This is a genomic window from Paenibacillus profundus (assembly GCF_021369635.1).
GTDB lineage: Bacteria > Bacillota > Bacilli > Paenibacillales > Paenibacillaceae > Paenibacillus_B > Paenibacillus_B profundus.
This window is the reverse complement of the sequence record NZ_JAJNBZ010000002.1, coordinates 462949-485379: the sequence shown is the minus strand read 5'-3', so window position 1 is coordinate 485379 and position 22431 is coordinate 462949. Positions and strand designations below refer to the sequence as shown.

19 protein-coding genes and 1 pseudogene are annotated in these 22431 nt (G+C 51.0%); 7 read left to right on the top strand and 13 right to left on the bottom strand.

The window, feature by feature from the left end; translation table 11 throughout:
- Window positions 1-35: 35 nt before the first annotated feature.
- The 3 genes from LQV63_RS05120 to LQV63_RS05110 all read right to left on the bottom strand — a co-directional run bounded on the left by LQV63_RS05120 (window position 36) and on the right by LQV63_RS05110 (window position 3485).
- The gene (locus LQV63_RS05120; RefSeq protein WP_233695888.1) at window positions 36-1535 is read right to left on the bottom strand and encodes an extracellular solute-binding protein; all 1500 of its coding nucleotides are present in this window, start codon (window positions 1533-1535) and stop codon (window positions 36-38) included.
- Between the two features lie 99 nt (window positions 1536-1634).
- Window positions 1635-2516 (bottom strand): carbohydrate ABC transporter permease, encoded by an 882-nt coding sequence (locus LQV63_RS05115; protein WP_019421012.1) that lies wholly within the window; start codon window positions 2514-2516, stop codon window positions 1635-1637.
- Window positions 2517-2540: 24 nt separating this feature from the next.
- Complete coding sequence (locus LQV63_RS05110) at window positions 2541-3485, bottom strand: ABC transporter permease (RefSeq protein ID WP_233695923.1); 945 nt, start codon at window positions 3483-3485, stop codon at window positions 2541-2543.
- A gap of 498 nt (window positions 3486-3983) precedes the next feature.
- Between LQV63_RS05110 and LQV63_RS05105 the strand changes: the two genes are divergently transcribed.
- Window positions 3984-6329 (top strand): helix-turn-helix domain-containing protein, encoded by a 2346-nt coding sequence (locus LQV63_RS05105; protein WP_233695887.1) that lies wholly within the window; start codon window positions 3984-3986, stop codon window positions 6327-6329.
- Between the two features lie 195 nt (window positions 6330-6524).
- Here the strand turns inward: LQV63_RS05105 and LQV63_RS05100 are convergent, their stop codons facing one another.
- Window positions 6525-7274, bottom strand: a complete 750-nt coding sequence (locus LQV63_RS05100; protein WP_233695886.1) for an IclR family transcriptional regulator — start codon at window positions 7272-7274, stop codon at window positions 6525-6527.
- 345 nt (window positions 7275-7619) lie between these two features.
- On the opposite strand from LQV63_RS05100, the gene LQV63_RS05095 reads away from it, so the two are divergent.
- From LQV63_RS05095 to LQV63_RS05080, 4 genes are all read left to right on the top strand, one after another.
- Window positions 7620-8642: an alpha/beta hydrolase gene (locus LQV63_RS05095; RefSeq protein WP_019421008.1), complete on the top strand. Its 1023-nt coding sequence runs from the start codon at window positions 7620-7622 to the stop codon at window positions 8640-8642.
- Window positions 8643-8897: 255 nt separating this feature from the next.
- Window positions 8898-10361, top strand: a complete 1464-nt coding sequence (locus LQV63_RS05090) for a Fe-Mn family superoxide dismutase (RefSeq protein ID WP_233695885.1) — start codon at window positions 8898-8900, stop codon at window positions 10359-10361.
- Between the two features lie 186 nt (window positions 10362-10547).
- Complete coding sequence (locus LQV63_RS05085) at window positions 10548-11384, top strand: DNA adenine methylase (RefSeq protein ID WP_233695884.1); 837 nt, start codon at window positions 10548-10550, stop codon at window positions 11382-11384.
- A 16-nt stretch (window positions 11385-11400) separates the two neighbouring features.
- Complete coding sequence (locus LQV63_RS05080) at window positions 11401-12711, top strand: type II restriction enzyme (protein ID WP_233695883.1); 1311 nt, start codon at window positions 11401-11403, stop codon at window positions 12709-12711.
- On the opposite strand, the gene LQV63_RS05075 is transcribed toward LQV63_RS05080, so the two are convergent.
- From LQV63_RS05075 to LQV63_RS05035, 8 genes and pseudogenes are all read right to left on the bottom strand, one after another.
- Window positions 12708-13532 carry a PhzF family phenazine biosynthesis protein gene (locus LQV63_RS05075; protein WP_233695882.1) on the bottom strand — a complete coding sequence of 275 codons (825 nt, stop codon included), beginning with the start codon at window positions 13530-13532 and terminating at the stop codon, window positions 12708-12710. The genes LQV63_RS05080 and LQV63_RS05075 overlap by 4 nt on opposite strands.
- A 130-nt stretch (window positions 13533-13662) precedes the next feature.
- On the bottom strand, window positions 13663-14727 hold the full coding sequence (locus LQV63_RS05070; RefSeq protein WP_233695881.1) for a DUF7309 domain-containing protein: 1065 nt from the start codon (window positions 14725-14727) through the stop codon (window positions 13663-13665).
- A gap of 93 nt (window positions 14728-14820) precedes the next feature.
- The gene (folE, locus tag LQV63_RS05065; protein ID WP_019421002.1) at window positions 14821-15411 is read right to left on the bottom strand and encodes a GTP cyclohydrolase I FolE; all 591 of its coding nucleotides are present in this window, start codon (window positions 15409-15411) and stop codon (window positions 14821-14823) included.
- Between the two features lie 51 nt (window positions 15412-15462).
- Window positions 15463-15675, bottom strand: a complete 213-nt coding sequence (locus tag LQV63_RS05060) for a YneF family protein (protein WP_019421001.1) — start codon at window positions 15673-15675, stop codon at window positions 15463-15465.
- Window positions 15676-15826: 151 nt separating this feature from the next.
- Window positions 15827-17551: a tRNA epoxyqueuosine(34) reductase QueG gene (gene queG, locus LQV63_RS31315; protein WP_267933884.1), complete on the bottom strand. Its 1725-nt coding sequence runs from the start codon at window positions 17549-17551 to the stop codon at window positions 15827-15829.
- A 75-nt stretch (window positions 17552-17626) separates the two neighbouring features.
- Window positions 17627-17717, bottom strand: a pseudogene (locus tag LQV63_RS05045) (ribonuclease HI); the annotation flags it as partial.
- 81 nt (window positions 17718-17798) lie between these two features.
- Window positions 17799-18368: a DUF402 domain-containing protein gene (locus LQV63_RS05040; RefSeq protein WP_233695880.1), complete on the bottom strand. Its 570-nt coding sequence runs from the start codon at window positions 18366-18368 to the stop codon at window positions 17799-17801.
- Window positions 18369-18504: 136 nt separating this feature from the next.
- Window positions 18505-18942 (bottom strand): GNAT family N-acetyltransferase, encoded by a 438-nt coding sequence (locus LQV63_RS05035; RefSeq protein ID WP_019420998.1) that lies wholly within the window; start codon window positions 18940-18942, stop codon window positions 18505-18507.
- A 444-nt stretch (window positions 18943-19386) separates the two neighbouring features.
- Between LQV63_RS05035 and LQV63_RS05030 the strand changes: the two genes are divergently transcribed.
- On the top strand, window positions 19387-20004 hold the full coding sequence (locus LQV63_RS05030; protein WP_233695921.1) for a superoxide dismutase: 618 nt from the start codon (window positions 19387-19389) through the stop codon (window positions 20002-20004).
- A 159-nt stretch (window positions 20005-20163) separates the two neighbouring features.
- On the opposite strand, the gene LQV63_RS05025 is transcribed toward LQV63_RS05030, so the two are convergent.
- On the bottom strand, window positions 20164-20796 hold the full coding sequence (locus tag LQV63_RS05025; RefSeq protein WP_233695879.1) for a TVP38/TMEM64 family protein: 633 nt from the start codon (window positions 20794-20796) through the stop codon (window positions 20164-20166).
- Window positions 20797-21371: 575 nt separating this feature from the next.
- On the opposite strand from LQV63_RS05025, the gene LQV63_RS05020 reads away from it, so the two are divergent.
- A complete protein-coding gene (locus tag LQV63_RS05020) occupies window positions 21372-22271 on the top strand; it encodes a transposase (RefSeq protein ID WP_233695878.1) in 900 nt (299 codons plus the stop codon).
- Window positions 22272-22431: the final 160 nt, after the last annotated feature.

Sequence of the window (22431 nt, the reverse complement as noted above, 5' to 3'; positions counted from 1 at the left end):
TGTCCTCATCTCCCTATTGTAGGTGCTTCGATCGTCTACAGCTCTGCTTGGCGCTTCGCATAGTATTCGTTCATCTCATCTGTAATTTCCTTTAATTGCGCATCGTTGCGAAGCTGCTCAATCAGCTTATCATACGCTTCGATCGTTTCCTTCCCGATAATGACCTTCGTGCGCATGTCGTCGACCTTCTTCTGAATATCAGGGAAATACCGATTGAATTTCTCAGAGAACAGGCCGCGGTCCGGCTGCGGTACATCGACTTTCTTCCGCTCCGTTACAATGTCAACGTTGCGCTTGTAGAAATCATCCGGCATTCCGATAGCGCTAATCGCCATATCGTCGCTGACCAAGTGGAAGATGGAGGCCATGTTGCCATCCCCGACCATATCCTTCTTCGCTTGATCCGTCGGAATTTTATTTCCATTATCTTCCTTATAGTGTACGTCCTTCACACCGTAGAAGGCAAGCGTGTTTCCTTCCGGCCCGTATCCGTAATCCAGGAAGGAGAGAATCTTCTTCACCTTGTCTTCCGGCACTTTTTTCGGTATCAGAAATACACCGTAATATGGGACACCAGAAGGCGTATATTTCACTCCCGCTTTGTTCTCAATCGAAGCGAGCGGAATCAAGTCTGCATTCGGATCGGTCTTGCGGATGAATTCCGTATGAATCCACGCCTGATTCATCGAATACCCGACGCCCCCTGCCTTGCCGCTGCGAATTAAGTCGGTCACTTGTGAAAATTTCATAATGGCGAAATCCGGAGGAAGCAATCCATCATCAAACAACTGTTTAATGTAAAGCAATGCGTCACGAGAAGCGTCTTCTGTAATTATAGGCACGAGCTTGCCGTCCTTCAGCTTCCAGCTGCCTTGCGTCTCATTGAATACGTTGTACAGAAAGCCCAATGAAGCAGGCGTCGTTGCATATGGCACCTCATCCGCCTGTCCGTTGCCGTTCGGATCCATCGTCTTGAACGCCTTCAGCACTTCCCGGAATTCATCTACGTTCGCAGGCACTTGCAGCTGTAATTTATCAAGCCAGTCCTTGCGGAACATCGGGAATATTCCTCCGCCGTATGCCGGGTAATAACGTGGAACGCCGTAATTTTTGCCGTTGATTTTGGAATCCCGCCACATCACCTCGAATTCCTCGCGGTTTAAGTTCGGATATTCCTTCAGCAGCTCTGTCAAATCCCAGAACACGCCTTGATCAATCATTTTGCGCAGCTGTGAATTGTCGAGCGTCTCGACGTAGGTCAAATCAGGCAAGTCCCCCGATGCGAGCATTACGTTAATTTTGTCCTCTGCCGTTGTCGGACTGAGCCATGTAATGTTCAGCTTCGTGTTCGTCCGCTTCTCGAATTCCTGCCAGAGCGGGTTGTCCGGACCGATAAACTCCGGCGCATAGTTAATTACCTGAGTTTTAATGTTGGTCACACCGCCGTTGTCGCTGGCGTTGTTGTTTCCGCATGCGGTCATCAGCAATGAGCCTGCCAGCGTGAGCAGAAACGTCGTTTTTAGCCATTTTTTCATAATAGCGACCTCCCTTTTATACTTAATTCCACTTGCACCTTCATGTATAGGTTAGACTGACGTCGAACCATCTTCCGGTAAGGGCACTGCTTTCAGGAGCTACTCCTTCAAGGAGCCGACCATGGCGCCTTTCGCAAAATGCTTCTGTAAAAACGGATATACAAGCATAATCGGAATCGTCGCAATGACAACGGCAGCCATTTTGAGCGTCTCGGTCGGCATTTGCCGATTGGCACGGAAGCTCTCGACCCCCGCTCCTCCGCCCATCGTCGACGGATCTACCAGCATATTTTGCAGCAGAACCTGCAGCGGCCATCTGTTCTGATCGTTGATGTACATCAAGGCATTGAAGTAGGTGTTCCAATAACCTACCGCAAAAAACAAACCGAAAGCGACAAGCGCAGGCAGCGACAACGGCAGCATGATGCGCCAGAAGACGCCGATTTCGTTACAGCCGTCAATTCGTCCCGCCTCCTCCAGACTGTCCGGTATGCTGTCGAAGAAGCCTTTCATTAGCAAGGCATACCAGCCGCTCGTCAAGCTGGGCAGGATTAACGACCAGATGCTGTCGATTAGACCTAAGTTGCGGACGATGAGATAAGCTGGCACCAAGCCTGGCTGGAACAGAAACGTCAGCAAGATAAGGAACATCATTGCACGCCGGAACCGAAGCCGCTTGCGCGACAACGCATAGGCAAGCCCTGCCGTCACGATTAGACTGAGCGCTGTTCCAACCGTAGCCAGAAATGTGCTGACCCCGAGCGCGCTGACGAACAACCCGTTGGAGAGCAGGTATCGGTATGCATCCAAGGTCCATTTTTCCGGAAACAGAATAAGCGGCTTGCTGTAATATTCCGTCGGGTCTGTAAAGGACAGAACAATCGTATAATAAATCGGAAATACGGTCGCCAAAGCAATCAGAATGAGCACCGTAATATTCGTAATGTTGAAGACGCGGTCGCGCCAGCCTTTGTCCGCCATTATCGTTCGTCTCCTCCCAGCTTGTTAATATAGTCCATCTTGACCGAATCTCTTGGCGATCTTATTGGCAGATACGACGAGTATGACACCCACAATCGACTTGAATAGACCGATGGCGGTACTATAACTGAACTCGCCTTGCTTAATTCCGATGCGGTACACATACGTGTCAAACACTTCTGCCACATTGGAAACCGCCGCGTTCATCATCAGATAGATTTGCTCGAAGCCCGTGTCCATAATGGCGCCGAGCCGCAGGATGAACAGGATGATAATGACGTTGCGCATGCCTGGCAGCGTAATGTGCCAGATGCGGCGCATGCGGCCCGCCCCGTCCATGACAGCCGCTTCATGCAGCTGCGGATCAATACCCGCGATGGCGGCGAGAAAAATAATCGTCCCCCACCCGATTTCCTTCCAAATCGATTGCGCAGTCAGCAGGCCCCAGAAATAATCCGGGTTGGTCAGCAGGTCGAACGTGTCTTTTCCCATACTGACGAGCGCTTTGTTCACCAGACCTTCCGATTGCGAGAACATAAGGAAGGTCAGACCTGAAATGAGCACCCACGACAGGAAATGCGGGATATAAATAAGCGACTGCACGGTCCGCTTCACGATGGCATTGCGCACTTCATTTAACATGAGCGATAAAATAATCGGCGCCGGAAAAAAGAACACCAAATTCATCAAACTGATGCCAAGCGTATTGCGCAATAAGATGTAAAAGTCATCATGCGCGAAAAACCTTGCAAAATGCTCGAACCCTACCCAAGGACTGTCTAATACCCCGAAGTAAGGCGAATAATCCTGGAATGCGATGACCAGATTCGTAATCGGAATATATTTGAATATAATAAAAAACAAAATACCCGGCAGAGCCAGAAAGTATAAGTATTTATCGCGCCGGACGTCCTTCCATAATAGCGAATACTTGCCTTCTGGTTTGCTTTGCGGTTTGTCCGGTTCCATTGCTGCGCCCGGTCGTTCCATAGCTCTATCCTGTGGCAAGTTGCTTGCGGTCATATGCCATCCCTCTCTTCTGCTGCTTGTTTGTCCTCTGCGTCATTTCATTGCATGTTAATTTCATTGCATCCATGTCAGTAAATAAAATGTAAACGCTATCATCATTGCCTGCAATTTGAATTTTTTGCCGTATCGTTTAAGACTGCGCTGCAACAGAGTAAAATCATCCAGCTTTACGCGCTGTTATGCGGTTTCCAGATAGATCTTGATCGCTGCGCACGCTACTTCCGGAACAACGATTTCCTCCGATTGCACTTTTTTGACCAAGCGAGATCCAAGCTTCCTTAGGCTTATAAACCTGCCTCTACACGCGATTGCCCCTCTTCGAAAGGCTTCAACACAGGTGTTCTCACAACGGTTTTATTTCATGATGAAAGCCTTTTCAATGCTAAAGGATTGTTTTACAATAGTAAAAAGCTCATAACGTCCAAGGATGTGTGATATGTGAAAGCAAGCTTGATCGACCGTCTACAATCCAAAGGAATGCTATATTGGCGAAGCCTCATGCTCGCCATTGTGCTGACTTGCGTCCCCATTGCCGTCATCTGTTCGGCTTTTTTGTATGCCGGCAATGCGCATCTCGTGAAGCAGTTTCACAACAAGCATCAGTTGGAGCTCAATGATGTGGCCAATCAAGTGGACGAGCAATTCTCCCAATTGGTTACGTTCGTATCACATATGGCGGTGAAGCCCCAATTCCGCTCAACCATTGCCGACATGAACTTCGTCGATCGATTTGAGGAGACAGAGCAGATCTTGTCGACCTTGTCCGTGCTTGAAAATGCGGTGCCGCTCATCGATCAAGTGTATTTGTATGTAAAAAAACAAAATAAATTGCTGCATCCGAGTCTCGGTGTCCGGCAGCTGGAGCAGCCGGAAGTCACCAGACAATGGTCCGGGCTGCTTGATCCGTCTCCCGATATGTATTGGACTCACGGCCTTGCCCGCCCTTTCGGTCAAGCAGGAACCAAGCATGCCATCGTCATGAAATTGCCTTACAACAGCAGCGCCGACGCCTACGGCGCGATCGTCATTTTTATTAACCCGGCAAAGCTGCACGTCTTCTCCCTTGCCGATCGGCAATCTTTTATTTTGGACGGAAACGGCAATATCGCTGCCCGCTCCACTACTAACATAATGGATGAGAAACTGATGCAAGTGATTCGAAAGGAGCGGCCTCATGCCAACACTCCGCAGCAGGACGGGGATGTTGAGGTGAAGCTGGACGGAGAAACATATCTGGTCAAGACCGCTTCGTTCAACACGCTCGGGGAAACGTGGGCTTACGTATCCGCGACCCCTCTATCGGTCGTTACCTCTCCGACGCAGCCGTACACGCAATTAATGATACTGCTCTCTTGCATTGCACTGGCCGCGGCATTGTTCGTCAGTTGGTTCGCTTCGCGCCGCATTTACAATCCGATTCGCCGCGTCATGGAGATGGTCAGCTCTTGGCGCACGCCGGAGAGCGGCATTCGCAACGAATTGGATTATATTGAACAGGAGTGGAAGGAGTACCATTTCGCCAATGAATCACTGCAGGAGCAGTGGAATTTAGCGATACCATCCATGCGTGAAGCTTACATTAATCAATTCGTGCAAGGACAAGCCATTACGTTGGAAGAAGCAGAAATTAAGGAGAAGCTTCGTTCTCTTGAACTGGACATCGAAGGCCGGCGCTTCGCAGCTGTCGTCGTCCAATTGCACAATGCGGAGGAAGCGCGTACGCCGATGTCTGATAAAGACGTGCATCTCCTGACCTACGCCTCGATCAATGTAGTGCAGGAGCTGTCCATGGAGGAGGCAGAGTGCGAGCATGTGCACGTCATGAACTTTTTGGACGGTTCCTTCGGGCTCATCTTGTTTATGGCGAAGGAGGGTGGGCTTGAGGAGTCGCATCGTCGGATATTGTCCTTGGGCGACCGCCTGATGCGGGCGCTCCACCATACGCTGCGCGTCTATGTTACGATTGTGGCGAGTCGGGTCACGGATAGATGGATCGATCTCCCGCACGGTATGGAGCAAGCGCGGCGCGCCATCAGCTACCGAAACTTCGGGCTGAACAACCAACTGCTCGAAGCGGAGCACGTATTGGCGCACTCTCCTAATCCGATCGAGTCTCCTGTAGATTTAGAGCTTGGAATCATTCATGCACTGAATATGGGGCTTGAAGAGGAAGCAATGGAGAGTCTGGAGCGATTCGTTACCGCGTTGCAAGCAAGTGGCGGCGCAGAATGGATGGTTCACGAAGGCTTGATGAGGCTCATCGGCAGCATTCACCGTTCCCTGCTTCAGCTCGGGCACAACCCTTATGCCGTATTTGGCTTAAGCTGGCAGGAAGAATTGGGTGGACTGCGCGATACGAAAGCGTCGCTCAGCTGGTTCCGCACCAAAATCATTCAGCCCTATAGCGCCTCGATCAAACGCAGCTACAACGCGCCGATGAAGCAGGTAGTGGAAGAACTGCTTGAACGCATTGAACAGGACTATATGTGTGACCTTTCGCTGGAAACGTGCGCAGCAGAGGCAGGAATTAGCACCTCGCAATTAAGCAGAGCCTTCAAACAGATGACAGGACAAAATTTCATCGATTATTTGACTGCGATCAAGATGAACAAATGCAAGGGACTGCTGCTGACCACCGATATGAAAATTAACGAAATTGCCGAATCGGCCGGATACCAGCCCCCATACTTCAACCGCTTGTTCAAGAAGCAGGAAGGGATGACACCGGGACAGTATCGGCAGCAGCACTCACAGTCGCAACAGCAAACAAGGACACATGCCTGAATATGGCTGTGTCCTTGAGCTTGTCGAGAAACTCGAAAACAGGTGAAAAGGTAACAAGAATGGCGGGCGTATCCACTTCCGTCGCTGTTGAATCCAAGTCATTGGGATGAGAATAAGCGGTGATGACTCGGATTCAAAGGCAATCGTCAGGTCTCTCCAGTGGATATCCTTGACCCCAATTTGTTTCTATCCTAGCTACATCACCGTGCGCAGCATCGTCTCCATTCGCCGTGCCGCCTCCATCAGCTGCGGCGCACAGGCACGCAGCGTCTCCATCGACATACGGCTCACTGGTCCAGATACGGACAGAGCGGCGGCAAGCTGATGACTGCGGTCGAATATCGGCACGGACACCGCCGCTGCACCCGGCTCCCGTTCTTCTACGCTAATCGCGTACCCTAAGCTGCGAACTTCCTCCAGCTGGCTCAAGTACGTCTCCCGATCCATGCTCGGTGGCCAGCCCGAATCCTGCAGCGCAGCATCACGCTCATACGGCTCGGCGAACGCAAGCAGCACCTTGCTTGACGCTCCGACAAAGAGGGGCAGCTTGGCGCCTACCGGCGCGACCCGCCGAATCGCCTGATTGCTCTGTACGGCTTGAATGCGGATACGGTCTTTGCCGTCCCTTACATACAAACTCACCGTTTCGCCAATCTGATCACGCAGGTGCTCCATGTCCGGCAGCAGCAGCTGTGCTGGGTCGTCTACCTGCGTCAAATTCGCGGCAAGCTCCCATATCCGGTAGCCCAGGCGATACTTGTCGCCATTGCGGATTACAAATCCCCGCTCCTCCAGCGTCGCCATCAGCCGATGGACCGTGCTCTTATTCAAGCCCACCTGCGATGCAATTTCCGTTAAGCTCAAATCGCGTTCATTTGCGAAGCACATCAATATATCAAGTGCGCGTTCCACCGCGCGAACAGTCAACTTCCCGCGTTCCTCCACGTGAATCTCCCTCTTTCGTTCCACAGAATGAAACTTTGTTACATCTAGTATAACGTCCTTTTCCTGCGTCGTAAAGAGACTACAATCAATTTTCCATCTCCGACTAACGTCCCTGATTTCGACATTTTTTACAATGATGTTTCAATGTTACGGCAACGTTACATTCACCTTACAAATCGAGCAGATTCGTTGACCCTAAGCGGTTTACCGCATACGATGGTAGTACAGCTTAAAACGTTTGCAAGGTCGAGCCCCTTTGCGGGACTTTAGTTCTATATTCATCAGATTTTGTCGAAAATCAACACAATCATCGTTGCCCAACACATCCTGGAGGAGGTCATGCATATGAACACACCTGTCGTAACATCTCCATCGCTTCACCCCGAATGGCTTGCTCCTTCCGGATCTGCTCCTGCTGTCGCCCGGCGCATTCGATTGAAGCATGTGGCGATCGCGCTCTCTTTGTCGACGGTGGTTGCCGCACTTCTTATTTTTCTGGCATTGCATGGCTTTATTGCATGGATGTTCGCCAATCCGCAGGTTCCTCCGCTCTTCTCGAACCCGATGGAGGCGAAGGGCATGCGTTATGAAACGGTTGCGTTCCCTGCCAGAGATGGTCATACCTTAGTAGACGGTTGGTACATCCCTTCCGATAAAACGTCCAAACGGACGATAATATTCAGCCATGGCTATGGAGCCAACCGGGAAGAATATTGGGTGCCGATGTATGACTTAGCGCAATTTGCGCATCGGCTTGATTATAATGTGGTCATGTTCGATTACGGATTTGCTTCCGAACAGCATAAGACGAAGGCGACCGGCGGCCGTCTCGAGAAGGAGCAATTGCTCGGTGCCGTACAGCTTGCCAAGGAACGCGGAGCGGAGCATATCGTCGTCTGGGGCTTCTCCATGGGGGCGGGTACCGCCCTGCAAGCATCGCTTCTCTCTCAAGATATCGATGCCATGATACTGGACAGCACGTTCTTGCTCGAACCGGATACGCTGTATCATAACTTAACGCAGTACATTTCATTGCCGAAGCATCCGTCACTCGATTTACTGCGGGCCTTCTTCCCCGCTCTGAACGGCACGAGCCTGCAGCAAATTCCGTACAATGAAGTGAAGGCGACTAACTACGCTATTCCGACCTTCTTCATTCACGGTACTGCGGACACAAAAGCGCCCTACGAAATATCGGAGCAGCTTTCCGCCCGCCAGTCGAATAAACTTTCGGAGTCATGGATTGTGCCGGATGTGCAGCATGAACTTATTTATCGCACACACCGCAAGGAATATTTGGGCAAAGCGGCCGCTTTTCTTAACGCAGCCTATCATACCGATGAAGGATATATGATCGCAAAGCCGTAAGCCTCCGAGCTTACGGTTTTTTGTGCTCTTTCTCATAGTCCAACCTCTGCCGCTAATACACTAGTAGAGGTTTTTCAAAAAGCCCTCTTTTGATCACGAAGTATCTCAAGATAGAATTCGGTATCAAATCTTTTTTGCGGAGATAAACTCGCTTCGGAATCATACGCTTCGGGTTCTTGCAACCTTCTTGGCGCTGAAAAGTGGTCTTTTTGAACACGCAATAGTAAGGAGCTTAGGGCGGAAGGAGGGAGTGCATTGCTGCATGTTTACGGGCCGCTGATGCCGGTTCGCTTGCTAGAAGAAATCGTATTCTGGAAGAGACAGGAGAAGGAACATACCGAGGTGATTCGGGCCATCGTGCCCCAGCTAGAGGAAGTATATGTTCAACTGCTGCTGGAATGGGAGCAGGTCTTTGCCAAGACCGAATCAACCGCCGCCGCATGGCTGGACAGCGTCGTGAATCATCCGCATGCAATGGATGCCTCGCTTCAGCACCAGCTTGAGCTGCTGCTGAAGGCATCTGTGTATCAATCGGAGCAGTTCCTACAGCAGCTTGAGCAAGTGAAGCGGCATAGCCAGGCGGTGCAGAGCATCCCGCTTGCTCCGATTGTAATCGATCATATTGCAAGCGAGTCCCAATATTTCCTGAACGTCGTGCAGGAGCTTACGCAAGCACCGTTCACTTTGGTAAGTCATGGCGCATCTAATGCGGCAGAGGGCGTCGCCCAGCCAATGGCGCACATTCACGCGGCAATCGACAGGGGCAATGCTTCCCCATACCAAGTGAGCCCATCAAATAGCGGAATGCCGAACTGGACTACATCGGCATTCGACGCCAAGGAGGAATTGTACGAATCCGTGAATACGTCACATCAGCAACCGGGCGTACGCGCCTATATCGGTAACTCGCAGGCTTGGCATCCCGGCGGAGGACGGCAAAATTCAACACCCGCAGGAGCGTTCAATGCTTCGTCTGTACGCAGCAATAGCGTCGAACCTATATACAGCTCCGCGTCCCGATCCGCGAACCAGCCACTCCCAGATTCCACATCGGCATCTAGCTACGAATCCTCGGAGCGAGCGGATGAAGCCTTTGTCCCTATCGGCGGACATCGTCTGCCTCCGCTGCCTTACGCCTACAATGCGCTCGAGCCTTATATCGATGAGACGACGATGCGCATCCACCATGACAAGCATCATCAGAGTTACGTGGATGGCTTGAACAAAGCCGAACTCGCGCTTGCCGAATCACGTCGTACCGGCAACTTCGATCTGATTAAATACTGGGAGAATGAACTCGCCTTTAACGGTGCCGGCCATTATTTGCACACGATCTTCTGGGACATTATGAATCCTCGCGGCGGCGGGCAACCTGCAGGCGCTTTGCGTAAGCAGATTGAACATGATTTCGGAAGCGTCGACGCCTTTAAGCAGCAATTTTCCAAAGCGGCTGAGAAAGTGGAAGGCAGCGGATGGACCATCCTTGTCTGGAGTCCACGCAGCCGCAGGCTTGAAATCCTTCAGGCAGAGAAGCATCAAAATCTGTCCCAATGGGATGTTATTCCGCTGCTGCCGCTTGACGTGTGGGAGCATGCTTACTATTTGAAGCATCAAAATGAGCGCGCCAAATATATCGATGACTGGTGGCATATCGTCTATTGGCCAGCCGTAGCCGAACGCTTCAGCCAAGCCCGCAAGGTGAAGTGGACGCCTTATTGAAGATCCCCGTTTTCGTTGTTGCGCCTCTCCCCCTTCGTTCTGTACAATAGAAGACAAACGCGAACTCATGTGCGGCTTCCATTGCCTCACACGACTATCCGCAGTCTAAGCGGCTCCACCGCCGCTTTTTTCTTTTGTTTCGGTGCATACTAAAGAGTACATTACAATAGAAAGGGGTGAGGTGATTTGCTGAAACCGGTCGTAAAATGGGCAGGCGGCAAGCGCCAACTGCTCTCCGAAATCCACAGCCGCCTACCGCAAATGAATTGGAACCAAGCTTCGTATTTCGAGCCGTTCATCGGCGGTGCGGCGCTCTTGTTCAACATCGCGCCTGAGCGGGCTGTTATTAACGACGTCAATCCGGAGCTCATCAACCTCTACCGTACGATAAAGCAGCAGCCGGATCAGCTTATTGAAGCGCTCCGCATCCATCGGAATGAAGAGAGCTATTACTATGAAGTGCGGGCATGGGATCGCGATGCGGAAGCTTATGTGCAACTATCTCCCGTTGAGCGGGCCGCGCGCCTGATTTTTTTAAATCGGACATGCTATAACGGTTTATATCGTGTCAATGCGTCGGGGCAGTTCAACGTCCCGTTCGGCAAATACAAGCAGCCGGATATCGTACAGGAAGAGACAATCCGGGATATATCCGCTTATTTTAACCGTACGGACATCCGCATTACAGAAGGGGACTTCAACGCAGCCGTCAACGGAGCTCAAGCCGGGGACTTCGTCTATTTCGATCCGCCCTATGACGTGCTGACGAAGACCGCCGCCTTTACTTCGTATGCCAAGGAAGGATTCGGCCGTGAGGAGCAGCGGCGCTTAGCCGAAGTGTTCCGGGATTTGAGTGATCGCGGAGTATATGTCATGCTGTCCAATCATGCGACAGACTTTATTTTGGAGCTGTATGCCGATTTTCATATCCATATCGTGCAAGCCCGGCGCAACATCAATTCCAAGGCAAGCGCGCGTGGCAACGTGGACGAGGTGCTGGTATTGAATTACGAACTTCACTGAAGGCGGGGAAACGGAAGTGACGACAAGCAGGCTAAGACAGAAGGACCTGATCTGGAACGAGCTGTTCGAGCAATATCGGATTTTGGAGCACATTGAAGCGCAGGGCTTCTTCACGATCACGAGCGAACAAATCAATGGACTGCGTCCCGGTGTGCAGGCACGCCTGCAGTGCAAATTCGACTCCTCCGGCGAGCTGTCACCCTGCTTTGCCGATCATCAACTTGGCATCCTGCCGGTATCGAACGGCGTGTACATTATCGCTCCGTTTCCGATTTTTCATCCGCTTGATCCCATTGAGAACATTGCGGTAGAGAAAGCGTATCTTCGCTTTCCTGCCTTTCAGACGATTCAAGCCGACGGGACAAGCTCCACCAGTGAAGCGAACGCGCTTCATACCGCCCATATGACCGACATGCTGCATCGATTTCGCGGCATCGAAAGCTCCGAACCGCTGGAATTAACGTTCAGCGGGCGGATGCGATCACCGGAATTCTCTTTCTATGTAGGCTCATATTTGGAACCGCTTCAGGTGGAACGCAGTCAACAGATGGAGATCGACGCCGGATTTGAAACGATGCGGGAAATTCTCATTTTGGAAGCGAAAAATAAAATTCCGCAGGACTTCTGCGTCCGTCAGCTCTACTACCCTTACCGGGCGCTTAACCAGCGCCCGCAGCTGACGAAGCCGGTCATTCCAATCTATTTTCTCTATTCGGACGGAATCTATTATTTGTTTGAATATCAGTTTACTGAACCACTCCGCTACGATTCCATCTCGCTTGTTCGCAGCTGCGCATACCGGATTGAGGGCGGGATGACGAAAGAGCGTATTTTGGCCATTGCCGCAGAAACGCCAGTGGAAGTTGAGCCAGATGCAGCCCCCTTCCCGCAAGCGAACTCGTTCGAACGCTTTATGAACGTCATGGAGCTGTTGACGGAGGAGGACTTGTTGAAGGCGGATATTCACCGGATATACCGGTTCGCTCCACGGCAGACCGACTACTACGTTAATGTCGGCGTCTATTACGGGCTGATCGAGACCTACCGCTCTACTGACGGCATGGCCGTCCGGCTGACCGCTGAAGGAAGAGACTTGATGCAACTGCCGATGCAGGGTCGGCATGAAGCTATCGTTCGTAAGCTTTTCTCCAAGCCGGCCATCCGCGACATCCTGTTGCAATGCATGTATCGTGACGGTCAAATATCCGATGAGGAAGCGGTGCAACTAATGCGCCAGCATGGCATTGAGCTGCAGCCTTCGACCGAGCGGCGGCGGGCGCAGTCCATTATTGCATGGTATTCATGGATGAAGCATTTGATGGTCTAGTCTATCGTTAATTTCCCTTCCATCACAGTGACGGCCTGACCTGTCAGCAATGCCCGCTCCCCCTGCAACTCTACCTGCACCATGCCTCCGCGGGCAGAGCACTGTTCTCCGATGAACGAGGTCCGTCCCCATTTCTGCGCCCAATAAGGAGCCATCGTACAGTGCGCGGATCCTGTTACCGGATCTTCATTTACACCGAGACTTGGAAAGAAGCAGCGGGAGACAAAGTCCGCCCTATCCGTTCGTCCCGGAGCGGAAGGAGCGGTCACGAGTACGCCAATCACTTCCTCATCGCAGCGCAGGAGCTTCTCCCAATCCGGCTTTAATTCACGCACCGTCTGCTCTGAGTCTGCCTCGACCAGCAATTCGATGCGGCTGCGCGCCATCCCCTGTATGGAGCAGCCCAGCGCTTCTTCCAACCGTCCCTGCAGACCTTCATCACTGACCATCACGATAGATGACGCCGGAAAGTCGAGCGTGATTTGTCCATTCTCCCCATAGAGAGCGTAGAGCGTGCCGCTCATCGTCTCAAAAGCGATTCGTTCTCCCTCCGCTAGCCCCTGCTCACGCAACACATGCGCGCTCGCCAGCGTAGCGTGCCCGCATAGGTCTACTTCCACCTGCGGCGTGAACCAGCGCAGGCGATAGCGGGAGCGGTCTCCTTCTTCCAATGGGATGATGAACGCCGTTTCCGACAAATTCATCTCCATCGCGATCTGCTGCATCTGTTCGCTGTCCATCTCATGTTCCAGCAGACAAACCGCTGCGGGATTACCGCGGAACGGCTTATCCGTAAATGCATCCACAGTGAACAATTTCATATGTATCCCTCCTTAATTCCCTATCATACATGATCTCATAAAAAATAGGCACCTCCTGCCAATTACGACAAAGAGATGCCTAATATCTGCTTCATATCGTTAATGATAGCGGTCGCCTACCTATTCCGCATTACCCTTCCTGCTTGGTGAAATATTCGAACAAATCGCCACGCGCTTCTTCCAAGTAGACGAGACGCGGTTCGCGCTCAATGCGAATCTTCAAGCGCTGCGCCGTCTTCTCGAACAAGTCCACCCCATCGTTCGTGCGGATGATGAGCTTCTGCGGACGAGCTCCCTTCTCCTCGATGAGCTGTAAGAAATGCTCCAAGAACTCCTGCTCGAAATTGCTGTCATAGGCAACATGGAAACCGACCGCTGCTCGCGTCAGCCGATCCACCCACAGACAAAGACGCGGATAATATGGACGTTCGCCTTCTCCCTTAACTGCTACCGGCGCATAGAAAAATTCCGTCTCCCAGTGACCTTTCTTGTTCGGGAAGCGCCGCATGATATCGTTCAGACGGTCCTGATTCTCGAACTCGACTTTCACCGGACGATTCAACACAAAGTCTGGATCGAGCCAACGGTCAATCCACTCGCCATTCTCCTGCGCGCGAACGAGCACCTGCCCTGAAGTCGGCGGCGTCAGAAGCTCTTCATCCTTCTTTACCCGAGCCGCAAGATCTATAGCCTGCTCCAACGCAGTCGTCAAGAACCGAACCTGGTTCTCATCAAGCGTCCATGGAACAAGCCCCGGATCATACGCTCGGAACATTGGCCACGCGTTGCGGCCGCGGAAGCGGAATCCAAGTTCCTTAATTTGCGCCAGATCATGCTTCTCCAAATCCGTACGGTCCTCATACGTAGCCATCATGCATTTTTGACGGTGAAGCCAAGCATAACGCTCGTCGCGCTCCAACAGCATATCATTCAAGCTTTCCAAGCCTTCTCCGCCGCGGAACACGGCAAGGCCGAACAAAGTTTCACTTGCTCCCATAATACTGCAATAGCCAACCTTGCCGTCCTCTGGGTTCAATACGCCGAAGATGCAGTTATCGGACATCCAATTCCAGCTTCCTTGTTTCTTGAATGCCGTGGCTGCTTCATACAGCCTCGCCCAAGCGGCCTCCTGTTCCGTCATTTCCGTCCCCTGACCTGCATTTGCTTCCAATTGCTCTATGTTTGCCTGTGTCATGAGCTCTTGTCATTCCTCCTGTCTGAATTCAAAAAAACCCGTTCCATTGCCCGGAACGGGTTCCATTTGTTCTGTTAACCCACTTGCACCTAATTACTTAATTAGAGACAAAAATTCCGCGCGCTGTGCCGCGTCACTTCGGAAGCTGCCCCGCACCGCCGATGTGACGGTTTTGCTGCCAGGCTTCTTCACTCCGCGTGCGCACATGCACAAATGCTCGCCTTCGACGACGACCATCACACCGTGAGGCTGCAACACCTCATCCATTATATCAGCAATTTGCGAGGTAATGCGTTCTTGTACCTGCAAACGCCGCGACACCGCTTCAACCAGACGGGCCAACTTGCTTAAGCCGGCAATCTTACCGCTTGGAATGTAACCGATATGCACCTTGCCGAAGAAAGGCGCCATGTGATGCTCGCATTGGCTATAATACGTAATATCTTTTACGATGACAAGTTCTTCGTGCCGTTCGTCAAAAGTTACCCCTAGCACATCCCGAGGATCGACTTCGTAGCCCGCGAAGATCTCTTCATACATACGGGTCACACGCGCCGGAGTTTCTAGCAATCCTTCCCGCTCGACATCCTCTCCGACAAGCTTCAGAATTTCCTTCACGTGGTACTCGATCTGTTCACGATTCGTACCAACCTTCATGTTAACATAATCTTTCAAGCCAGCCACGACCGTTCCTCCTTTCACCGTGCCGTGCGAGTCAAGTGCCGCACCGTACGATTACTTCTTTTTATTGTTGTTCTTCATCATTTGCTGTGCTTTCTGCATCTGTTTCGAATTCAAATTATACCCCATCTGCTTCGCCATCTTCTGCAGCATCTGAGGGTCGGACTGCATCTTCTCCATCTGTTTACGCAAATAAAATACACCGACGGCAAAGCCGATAATAACGCCCACGATAAGCATTACGATTCCTGTTATCCAATACCACATCTGCCCCTGGTCACCCCAACATCATCTAGTTTGAAAGCTGTACATTCATACGTAAAAAAGCACGATTTTGTGCAACTCTACCGCAATTATGATAGCATGTCCCTCTCCGTATGACAAATATCCCCTATTAAAATCGGTAAGACACGCAATTTCAATATGAAATGCCTTCCAATTGCAACAATATTTCTTTTTTGTTCATGCCTCCGCCGTAACCTACCAGTTGCCCATTCGCTCCGATAACACGGTGGCACGGCACAACGATAGAAATCGGATTGCGGTTGTTGGCTCCGCCTACGGCGCGAACAGCTTTCGGGTTGCCTATAGCTTCCGCAATTTGCTTATAGGATCGCGTCTCCCCATAAGGGATATCCATCAATACCCGCCATACCTCTTTTTGAAAAGTTGTTCCTTGCAAATCAAGTGTCAGTTCGAACGTCTGCCGTTCTCCTGCGAAATATTCCTCCAACTGTCGGCACGTCTCCTGTAGACGCTCAGGGTGGCGCTGCAGTGCTACCTTGCCGTAATCGCGCGCCGCGCGCGCTTGCAGCGCCTCTGCCATCTCAAGTACGCCTCCGAACTCGATGGCGAACAATCCGGTCGCTGTCGCGGCAAGTGTCAATGGACCGACGGGTGAGTCCATTTCCTGCACGTATAGCGGTTCTACATGCGTGGCGAATTGTTGCTCCGCCTCTTGAATTGCCTGCTGCACGGTTTCATCCTCCTCGCGTTTCTGAGCTTGCTGTAAAGTCTGCCACGCCTCCGGGCCTCCAATCTGACCGAGCGCCCAAGCCGCGGTTGCCCGAATTTCCGGGCGTGTGTCGCTCACCAGCAGTGTCCGCAGGGCAGGCACTGCGCTCCGATCGCGGAAGTTGCCGAGCGCCACGATGGCATTGCGTTGAATCGGCTTTTTCCCCCGCCAAGAAGCTGCACTTGTACCGAACTGCTCCTTAAATTGCCGATTCGACAGCTCCAGCATCGGCACAAGCAAGGGCTTGGCCTGTTCAGAGTCTGGCTGCATTTCCTCATGGTGCGTCCAATTCATCCCCTTATTTTTCGGGCAGACGATCTGGCAGGTATCGCATCCATAAAGCCGATTGCCCATCTTCACCATCATTTCGTGGCTCAGCGTATCCTTCGATTGAGTCTGGAATGAAATGCAGAGCTGCGCATTCAGCTGTCCCGGCCCAACCAAGGCACTTGTCGGACACGCATCGAGACAGCGCGTGCAATCGCCGCAATCCTCCGTCACTGGGTGATCGGGGGGAAATGGAATGTTCGTAATCATCTCCCCCAAATAAATCCACGATCCCCACTGTGGCGAAATGATCGAGCAATTCTTGCCGCTGAAGCCGATGCCAGCGCGCTCTGCCACCGCCCGGTCGCTTAGTTCGCCCGTATCCACCATGCTCTTCATTCGCAGCTCCGTATCAGCCACACGCTCACGGATGAAAGCCTCGAGCCGTTGCAGACGGTCCCGCAGCACATGATGGTAATCCATTCCCCATGCGGTGCGCGCGAACAAGCCTCGGTAAGCGCCGTGCTTCGACTTCGGGGCACCCTCCAGCTTCGACGGATAGGCGACTGCTATGGCTATAATGGAGCGCGCCTCTTCAAGCAACAATTCAGGCCGTGTCCGCTTCTCCAAGTCAGGCTCCTCAAAGCCCGAGGCATAGCCTTGATCCACTGAATGCTGAAGCCGCGCCTTCAGTTCGATGAACGGGTCTGCCGTCGTAAAGCCTACTTGATCAATGCCGAGTGAAGGCGCCGCTTCGATAATTTCCTGCTTCAACTGGTGCCATCTGAATGATTGTGCCGCATACGGCTGCCTGTCGGCCGACTTCGCTTGCGCATCTTGTGACTTCATCGATTCGAGCATCCCGTTCACCTCCTTATTGCTAGCATTCCCACAACATTCTTCATTCGTTACTCGTCATATACACATCGCTACCCAGTGACCGCCGTAAAACAGAACGGCCCTAACTCCCGGGACCCGGATTCCCTGAGCAGGCGCCGTTCGTGTAAATCTCCAGTTCTTTCGCCATTGTGCTTCCACTCTGACAGCACGGTTCAGCCATACCGAGAAAGTCAAACACACGCATCTTCATGCCATCTGCATCATTGTCTTACTGGTTATCTTCACCGCTTGTGGCTGCAACAGCCCGCTTCCAATCTTCATAATACAAGCATACCGATTCCTCATGAAAGGGAGCCGTGCCGTGCCGTATACGGTTCAGAAGACATTCCAATCCCGCACTTACTTTACGTTCCACCAGCTCGGGGTAATGGTAAATGTAGCGATTCTGTTCGTATTCATCTTGGTCGACGATCTGCACCTGTCCGTCCGTCATGCGAATGACATCCAAGTCGTAATCAATATAGGTAAACGTCTGCCCACATCGGTACGGCGGAGAAGCAATATTGCAATAATACCGTACTCCTGTATCCTCAATTAACGCGACGACATTGAACCACTGCTTCGGGATAAAAAATGTAACAGCTGGAATTCTGCTTACCCACTGCTTGCCGTCAGACTCTTGAATCGGAGTTTGGCAGTTAATCAGCACATGCATATCTTCCTTCGCATGATCCGGGTGCCGCTTAGAAGAGGGCACAAGCCAGTTCTCCAGCCACATACGGTGCAGGTGACCATCGTGTTTGAAACTTTTCACAAGCGCTTTCTCATAATGATCCATGCTTATTCCTCGGCTTTTGCGTTCTTTTTAACTTTATTAATAGAAAAGCATATCTTCTCCCCGATTGCAACGGTTGAAAAGATATGCCTTAAGATACAATCATTGGTTGTCTATTTCTGTGGATGCAACAGCCATTTTAACCGGCTACAATCCGAAGCTGCTGCAAAGAGCGCAAGACATCTTTAGCTCCATACCCTAATGCCTCGAACCAAGGCAACACGACTTCCGTATGCTCATCAGCGGCAATCATAATGTTCTTGACGCGGCGTTGCTGGAACTTCTGCTCCAATCCCGCTACCAGCGCTTTGCCTACCCCTTGATTTCGGTAATCCGGTTGGACGGCAAGGCGGTAATAGTACCCGTTATTGCGATCAATGGTACCGATAGCCAGTCCGACAATGGCCTGCTCTCCGTTACTCTGTTCCTGCTCGGCGACGAGCACAAGCTCACCATCCAAGGATAACTGACGCGCGAATGCTTCCAACGTCTTTTCACAACATTCCTCTGACAACGATGCCATCAATAACTGGGTAGCCGGAAGATAATCCGACAAACGAAAGGATCGAACGTTCATGTCTTACTCTCCCTCATCCTGAGCTTGGTTTATGTTCGGTTATCTCTCTGTCTCACACCTGTCTACGCCTGGTCACATCAATCTCTATGTCATTATTATTGTATAGTACATTTACAAATACGACAAAAAACGCGAAATTCCTCCTTTATCACTCAATTTCCACATAAAACACAGAAAAATCTCCTTTTTTCTCTTGTAAACGCTTTATATAAAGCGTTTACATACCTTAATCGATCCAAAGGTTTAATTTTATGGTAAATGTGGAATTTTAGTTAAAGCTGTTTCGTTCTTGTCATCAGGTTTGAATGGATGAAATTGGGGGTAATGATATAAAGTCGGAAGAAAAATGAATAACAGACTTTTGCAACATTTATGTTGATTTATTCCGCAGCTTCATGTTTAATTAGAAGGAGAACACTTACATATTATTGGGAGGTATGAATGATGGCACATCAATTACCACCGCTTCCATATGCAAACAATGCATTGGAACCACACATTGACGAAACGACGATGATGATTCACCACGATCGTCACCACAATACGTACGTAACGAACTTGAATGCAGCATTGGAGTCCGCTCCTGAACTGCAAGGTAAGGACGTACACGAACTGGTTGCCAACTTGGACAGTGTTCCTGAAAGCATCCGCACAGCTGTTCGCAACAACGGCGGCGGACATGCGAATCACTCCTTGTTCTGGGAAACAATCGGCCCGAACGCAGGTGGACAGCCTTCCGGCAAGCTGGCAGAAGCGATCGAGCAAGAACTCGGCGGCCTCGACAAGTTCAAAGAAGACTTCGCAAAAGCAGCTACAACTCGCTTTGGCAGCGGCTGGGCGTTCTTAGCAGTTGACAACAATGGCAAATTGTCCGTATTCAGCATGGCGAACCAAGACAATCCATTGATGGAAGGCAAGACTGCTGTCCTCGGTTTGGACGTATGGGAGCATGCTTACTACTTGAAATATCAGAACAAGCGCCCTGACTACATTGCTGCGTTCTGGAACGTAGTAAATTGGTCTGCAGTTGAGAAGCGTTACGAAGAAGCATTGAACAAGTAATTGTTGAATCGGTTTCTTCACAATAAGAAACTTTTACTAAAGAAAGAGTGCCACATTGGCACTCTTTCTTTTATTGCATATGGAGGTTTCACCGGTTTGTACGTCAATCCTCCGGGCTCCCCTAGCTCATTGGTACAACCGCTTTGATTGACACGGAGCTTACACCTTCCGAGCGCGCATTGCGAGGCGGTGCACCGCATACACGCCTGCCAAGTATACAGCATAGATAAGCAGCACCACTGGCACCCGAGTCCAATCCCCAAGCAACTGCTCTCCTACAAAGGCGAACACCAGCATGACAGGCAACTTGCCTAGCGCCGTAGCTACAAGGAAGGAAATGAACGGCACGGACATCAGAGCTGCATAAATGTTGATAGCCGCGGCAGGCAGTATCGGAATGGTGCGGGCAATCAGAACAGTCATCACCGGGTTCTTCTCCATCATTCCGTTCAACTTCTGAAGCGGAGCAATGCGCTCCATATATCGTCTACCTCGTTCCGCACAGCCATACCGCGCAGCGAGGAACATGACAGCCGCCCCTAACGTCGAAGCGGCCATATTCAACAATCCTCCCGTCCATAGGCCATACGTCGCTCCAATCATTCCTCCGACAATACCGAATGGTATGACAGGGAATAACGAAATGAGCGCAGCCGCCAGAAACATTTCCAGCATCATAGCTACATCCCTGGCTGACTGCACCCCCGCTACCCATGCCAGAACCTCTTCCCGGTAATTGAAAACTCCGGCTGCTACCAATAAATACATCGCCACGGTCATCCATTTCCCCATGTTCTCACCTCTTTTCAGCATCCCGAAATTAGCCTTCTTTGGCATCTTCAATATCTGTATCTCTCCGGCATAGCGGTATCTGCGACACTTTTCTTACACCGACCTACTACAGTTCAGCTAGTGCCATCTTAATACAACCCTGCTTTTTCCGGCAAACGCATTCCATTGTACGCTCAGACATCCTCCTCTTACACCCTGCCTTAATGCTGCATTCCCATACGTTAAATTAGTGTAGCTCCCATCCGTTTTTTCCTCCGATAATAATGTTCAAATCCTTAACCGCTCCGACCCGACTATATTTTGAATAAACATCTTAGCAATACTCTCCCACTCATTCAGGATGTTACATCTAACTACTTACTGATTTTAGTAGACCACTACCTGATTTCAACAAATCACTCACTGATTTCAACAGATTGACTTACAAAAAAATCGCCAGCAAATATTAGTCAAACCATGGCCCAATAAATGCCGACAAACCTTGAATTACGAACATTTGTTTGGTATAATAAAAACATAGAACATACGCTCCGTTTTTGAACCTGTTACGAGAACGGATTGAGGAGGATATTTCGATGAAAAGATGGCAAGCTGTTGACACTTTAGAGAACCTACAGCGTTATTTTCGTACAGAGTCCTCCTGTGTGACCTTTTTGTTTCAATTGAAATGGCCGCAAGGCTTTGTGTGTCCACGTTGTCATCATGCCCATGCCTATGTCATCCGGACACGCCGACTCCCTCTGTATGAGTGCCGGGCTTGCCGCCATCAGGCCTCCCTTATTGTTGGGACGGTCATGGAAGGTAGCCGCACGTCCCTACGGAAATGGATCACCGCGTTCTGGCTCGTTTCCCGTTCTGATATCGGAATAAATGCAGTCAAGCTCAGCTCAATTATTAAGGTTACATACAAGACCGCCTGGTCGATGCTGCACAAGATCCGTGCTGCGATCAGCCTTGCCGATGCAGGCCAGCCACTCGAAGGCAAGGTTCGAGGCATTGTGGCTTTCCATGGCTGCTCATATCCCTCGACGGCAGACCTTCATCCCCGGGAAACTCCTCTCATCATCGCTGAATCCGTCACGCCAGACGAGGAGTTGATGGATGTAAAGATGAAGCTTGTGAAGCAAGACTGTGTTTCCCACAAGCTACTGCTCCGCTCCGCATGTGACCACTTCATCGCTCACCATGTCTCGCAGACCGCTTCCGAGATGTCTATCATCCGCCAGCGTTTGCGGGTCGATCGCCGTGGCCGCCTATATACAGCATTCAATCAAGCACGGGATTGGATGGGCAAGACATTTCATGGGATAGGAGCAAAGTATCTTCAGAGGTACTTGGATGAATTCTGTTTCCGTTATAATTTGGACACCGCTCTTACCTCCACGTGGGATAAGTTAATTTCCTTGTGCGTATCTTCTTCCATTTCAGTGCAACGTTACACCTCGGACTGCACAGCACGTCACGCTGCCGCATGAGGCGCCATAACACACAGTTAAGCATTGGGTACACTTATGCATCCTTCGTATCACGCGGTTGAGCATTGGGGTACACTCATGTCTCCTTCATACCACGCGGTTAAGCATTGGGGTACACTCATGTCTCCTTCATACCACGCGGTTAAGCATTGGGGTACAC

Coding starts and splice junctions, on each gene's coding strand:
- LQV63_RS05020 (WP_233695878.1), top strand. CDS start 21,372: ATGAAAAGATGGCAAGCTGTTGACACTTTAGAGAACCTACAGCGTTAT.
- LQV63_RS05075 (WP_233695882.1), bottom strand. CDS start 13,532: ATGAAATTGTTCACTGTGGATGCATTTACGGATAAGCCGTTCCGCGGT.
- LQV63_RS05030 (WP_233695921.1), top strand. CDS start 19,387: ATGGCACATCAATTACCACCGCTTCCATATGCAAACAATGCATTGGAA.
- LQV63_RS05110 (WP_233695923.1), bottom strand. CDS start 3,485: ATGGAACCGGACAAACCGCAAAGCAAACCAGAAGGCAAGTATTCGCTA.
- LQV63_RS05095 (WP_019421008.1), top strand. CDS start 7,620: ATGAACACACCTGTCGTAACATCTCCATCGCTTCACCCCGAATGGCTT.
- LQV63_RS05070 (WP_233695881.1), bottom strand. CDS start 14,727: ATGACACAGGCAAACATAGAGCAATTGGAAGCAAATGCAGGTCAGGGG.
- LQV63_RS05035 (WP_019420998.1), bottom strand. CDS start 18,942: ATGAACGTTCGATCCTTTCGTTTGTCGGATTATCTTCCGGCTACCCAG.
- LQV63_RS05025 (WP_233695879.1), bottom strand. CDS start 20,796: ATGGGGAAATGGATGACCGTGGCGATGTATTTATTGGTAGCAGCCGGA.
- LQV63_RS05115 (WP_019421012.1), bottom strand. CDS start 2,516: ATGGCGGACAAAGGCTGGCGCGACCGCGTCTTCAACATTACGAATATT.
- LQV63_RS05040 (WP_233695880.1), bottom strand. CDS start 18,368: ATGGATCATTATGAGAAAGCGCTTGTGAAAAGTTTCAAACACGATGGT.
- LQV63_RS05060 (WP_019421001.1), bottom strand. CDS start 15,675: ATGTGGTATTGGATAACAGGAATCGTAATGCTTATCGTGGGCGTTATT.
- queG (WP_267933884.1), bottom strand. CDS start 17,551: ATGCTCGAATCGATGAAGTCACAAGATGCGCAAGCGAAGTCGGCCGAC.
- LQV63_RS05120 (WP_233695888.1), bottom strand. CDS start 1,535: ATGAAAAAATGGCTAAAAACGACGTTTCTGCTCACGCTGGCAGGCTCA.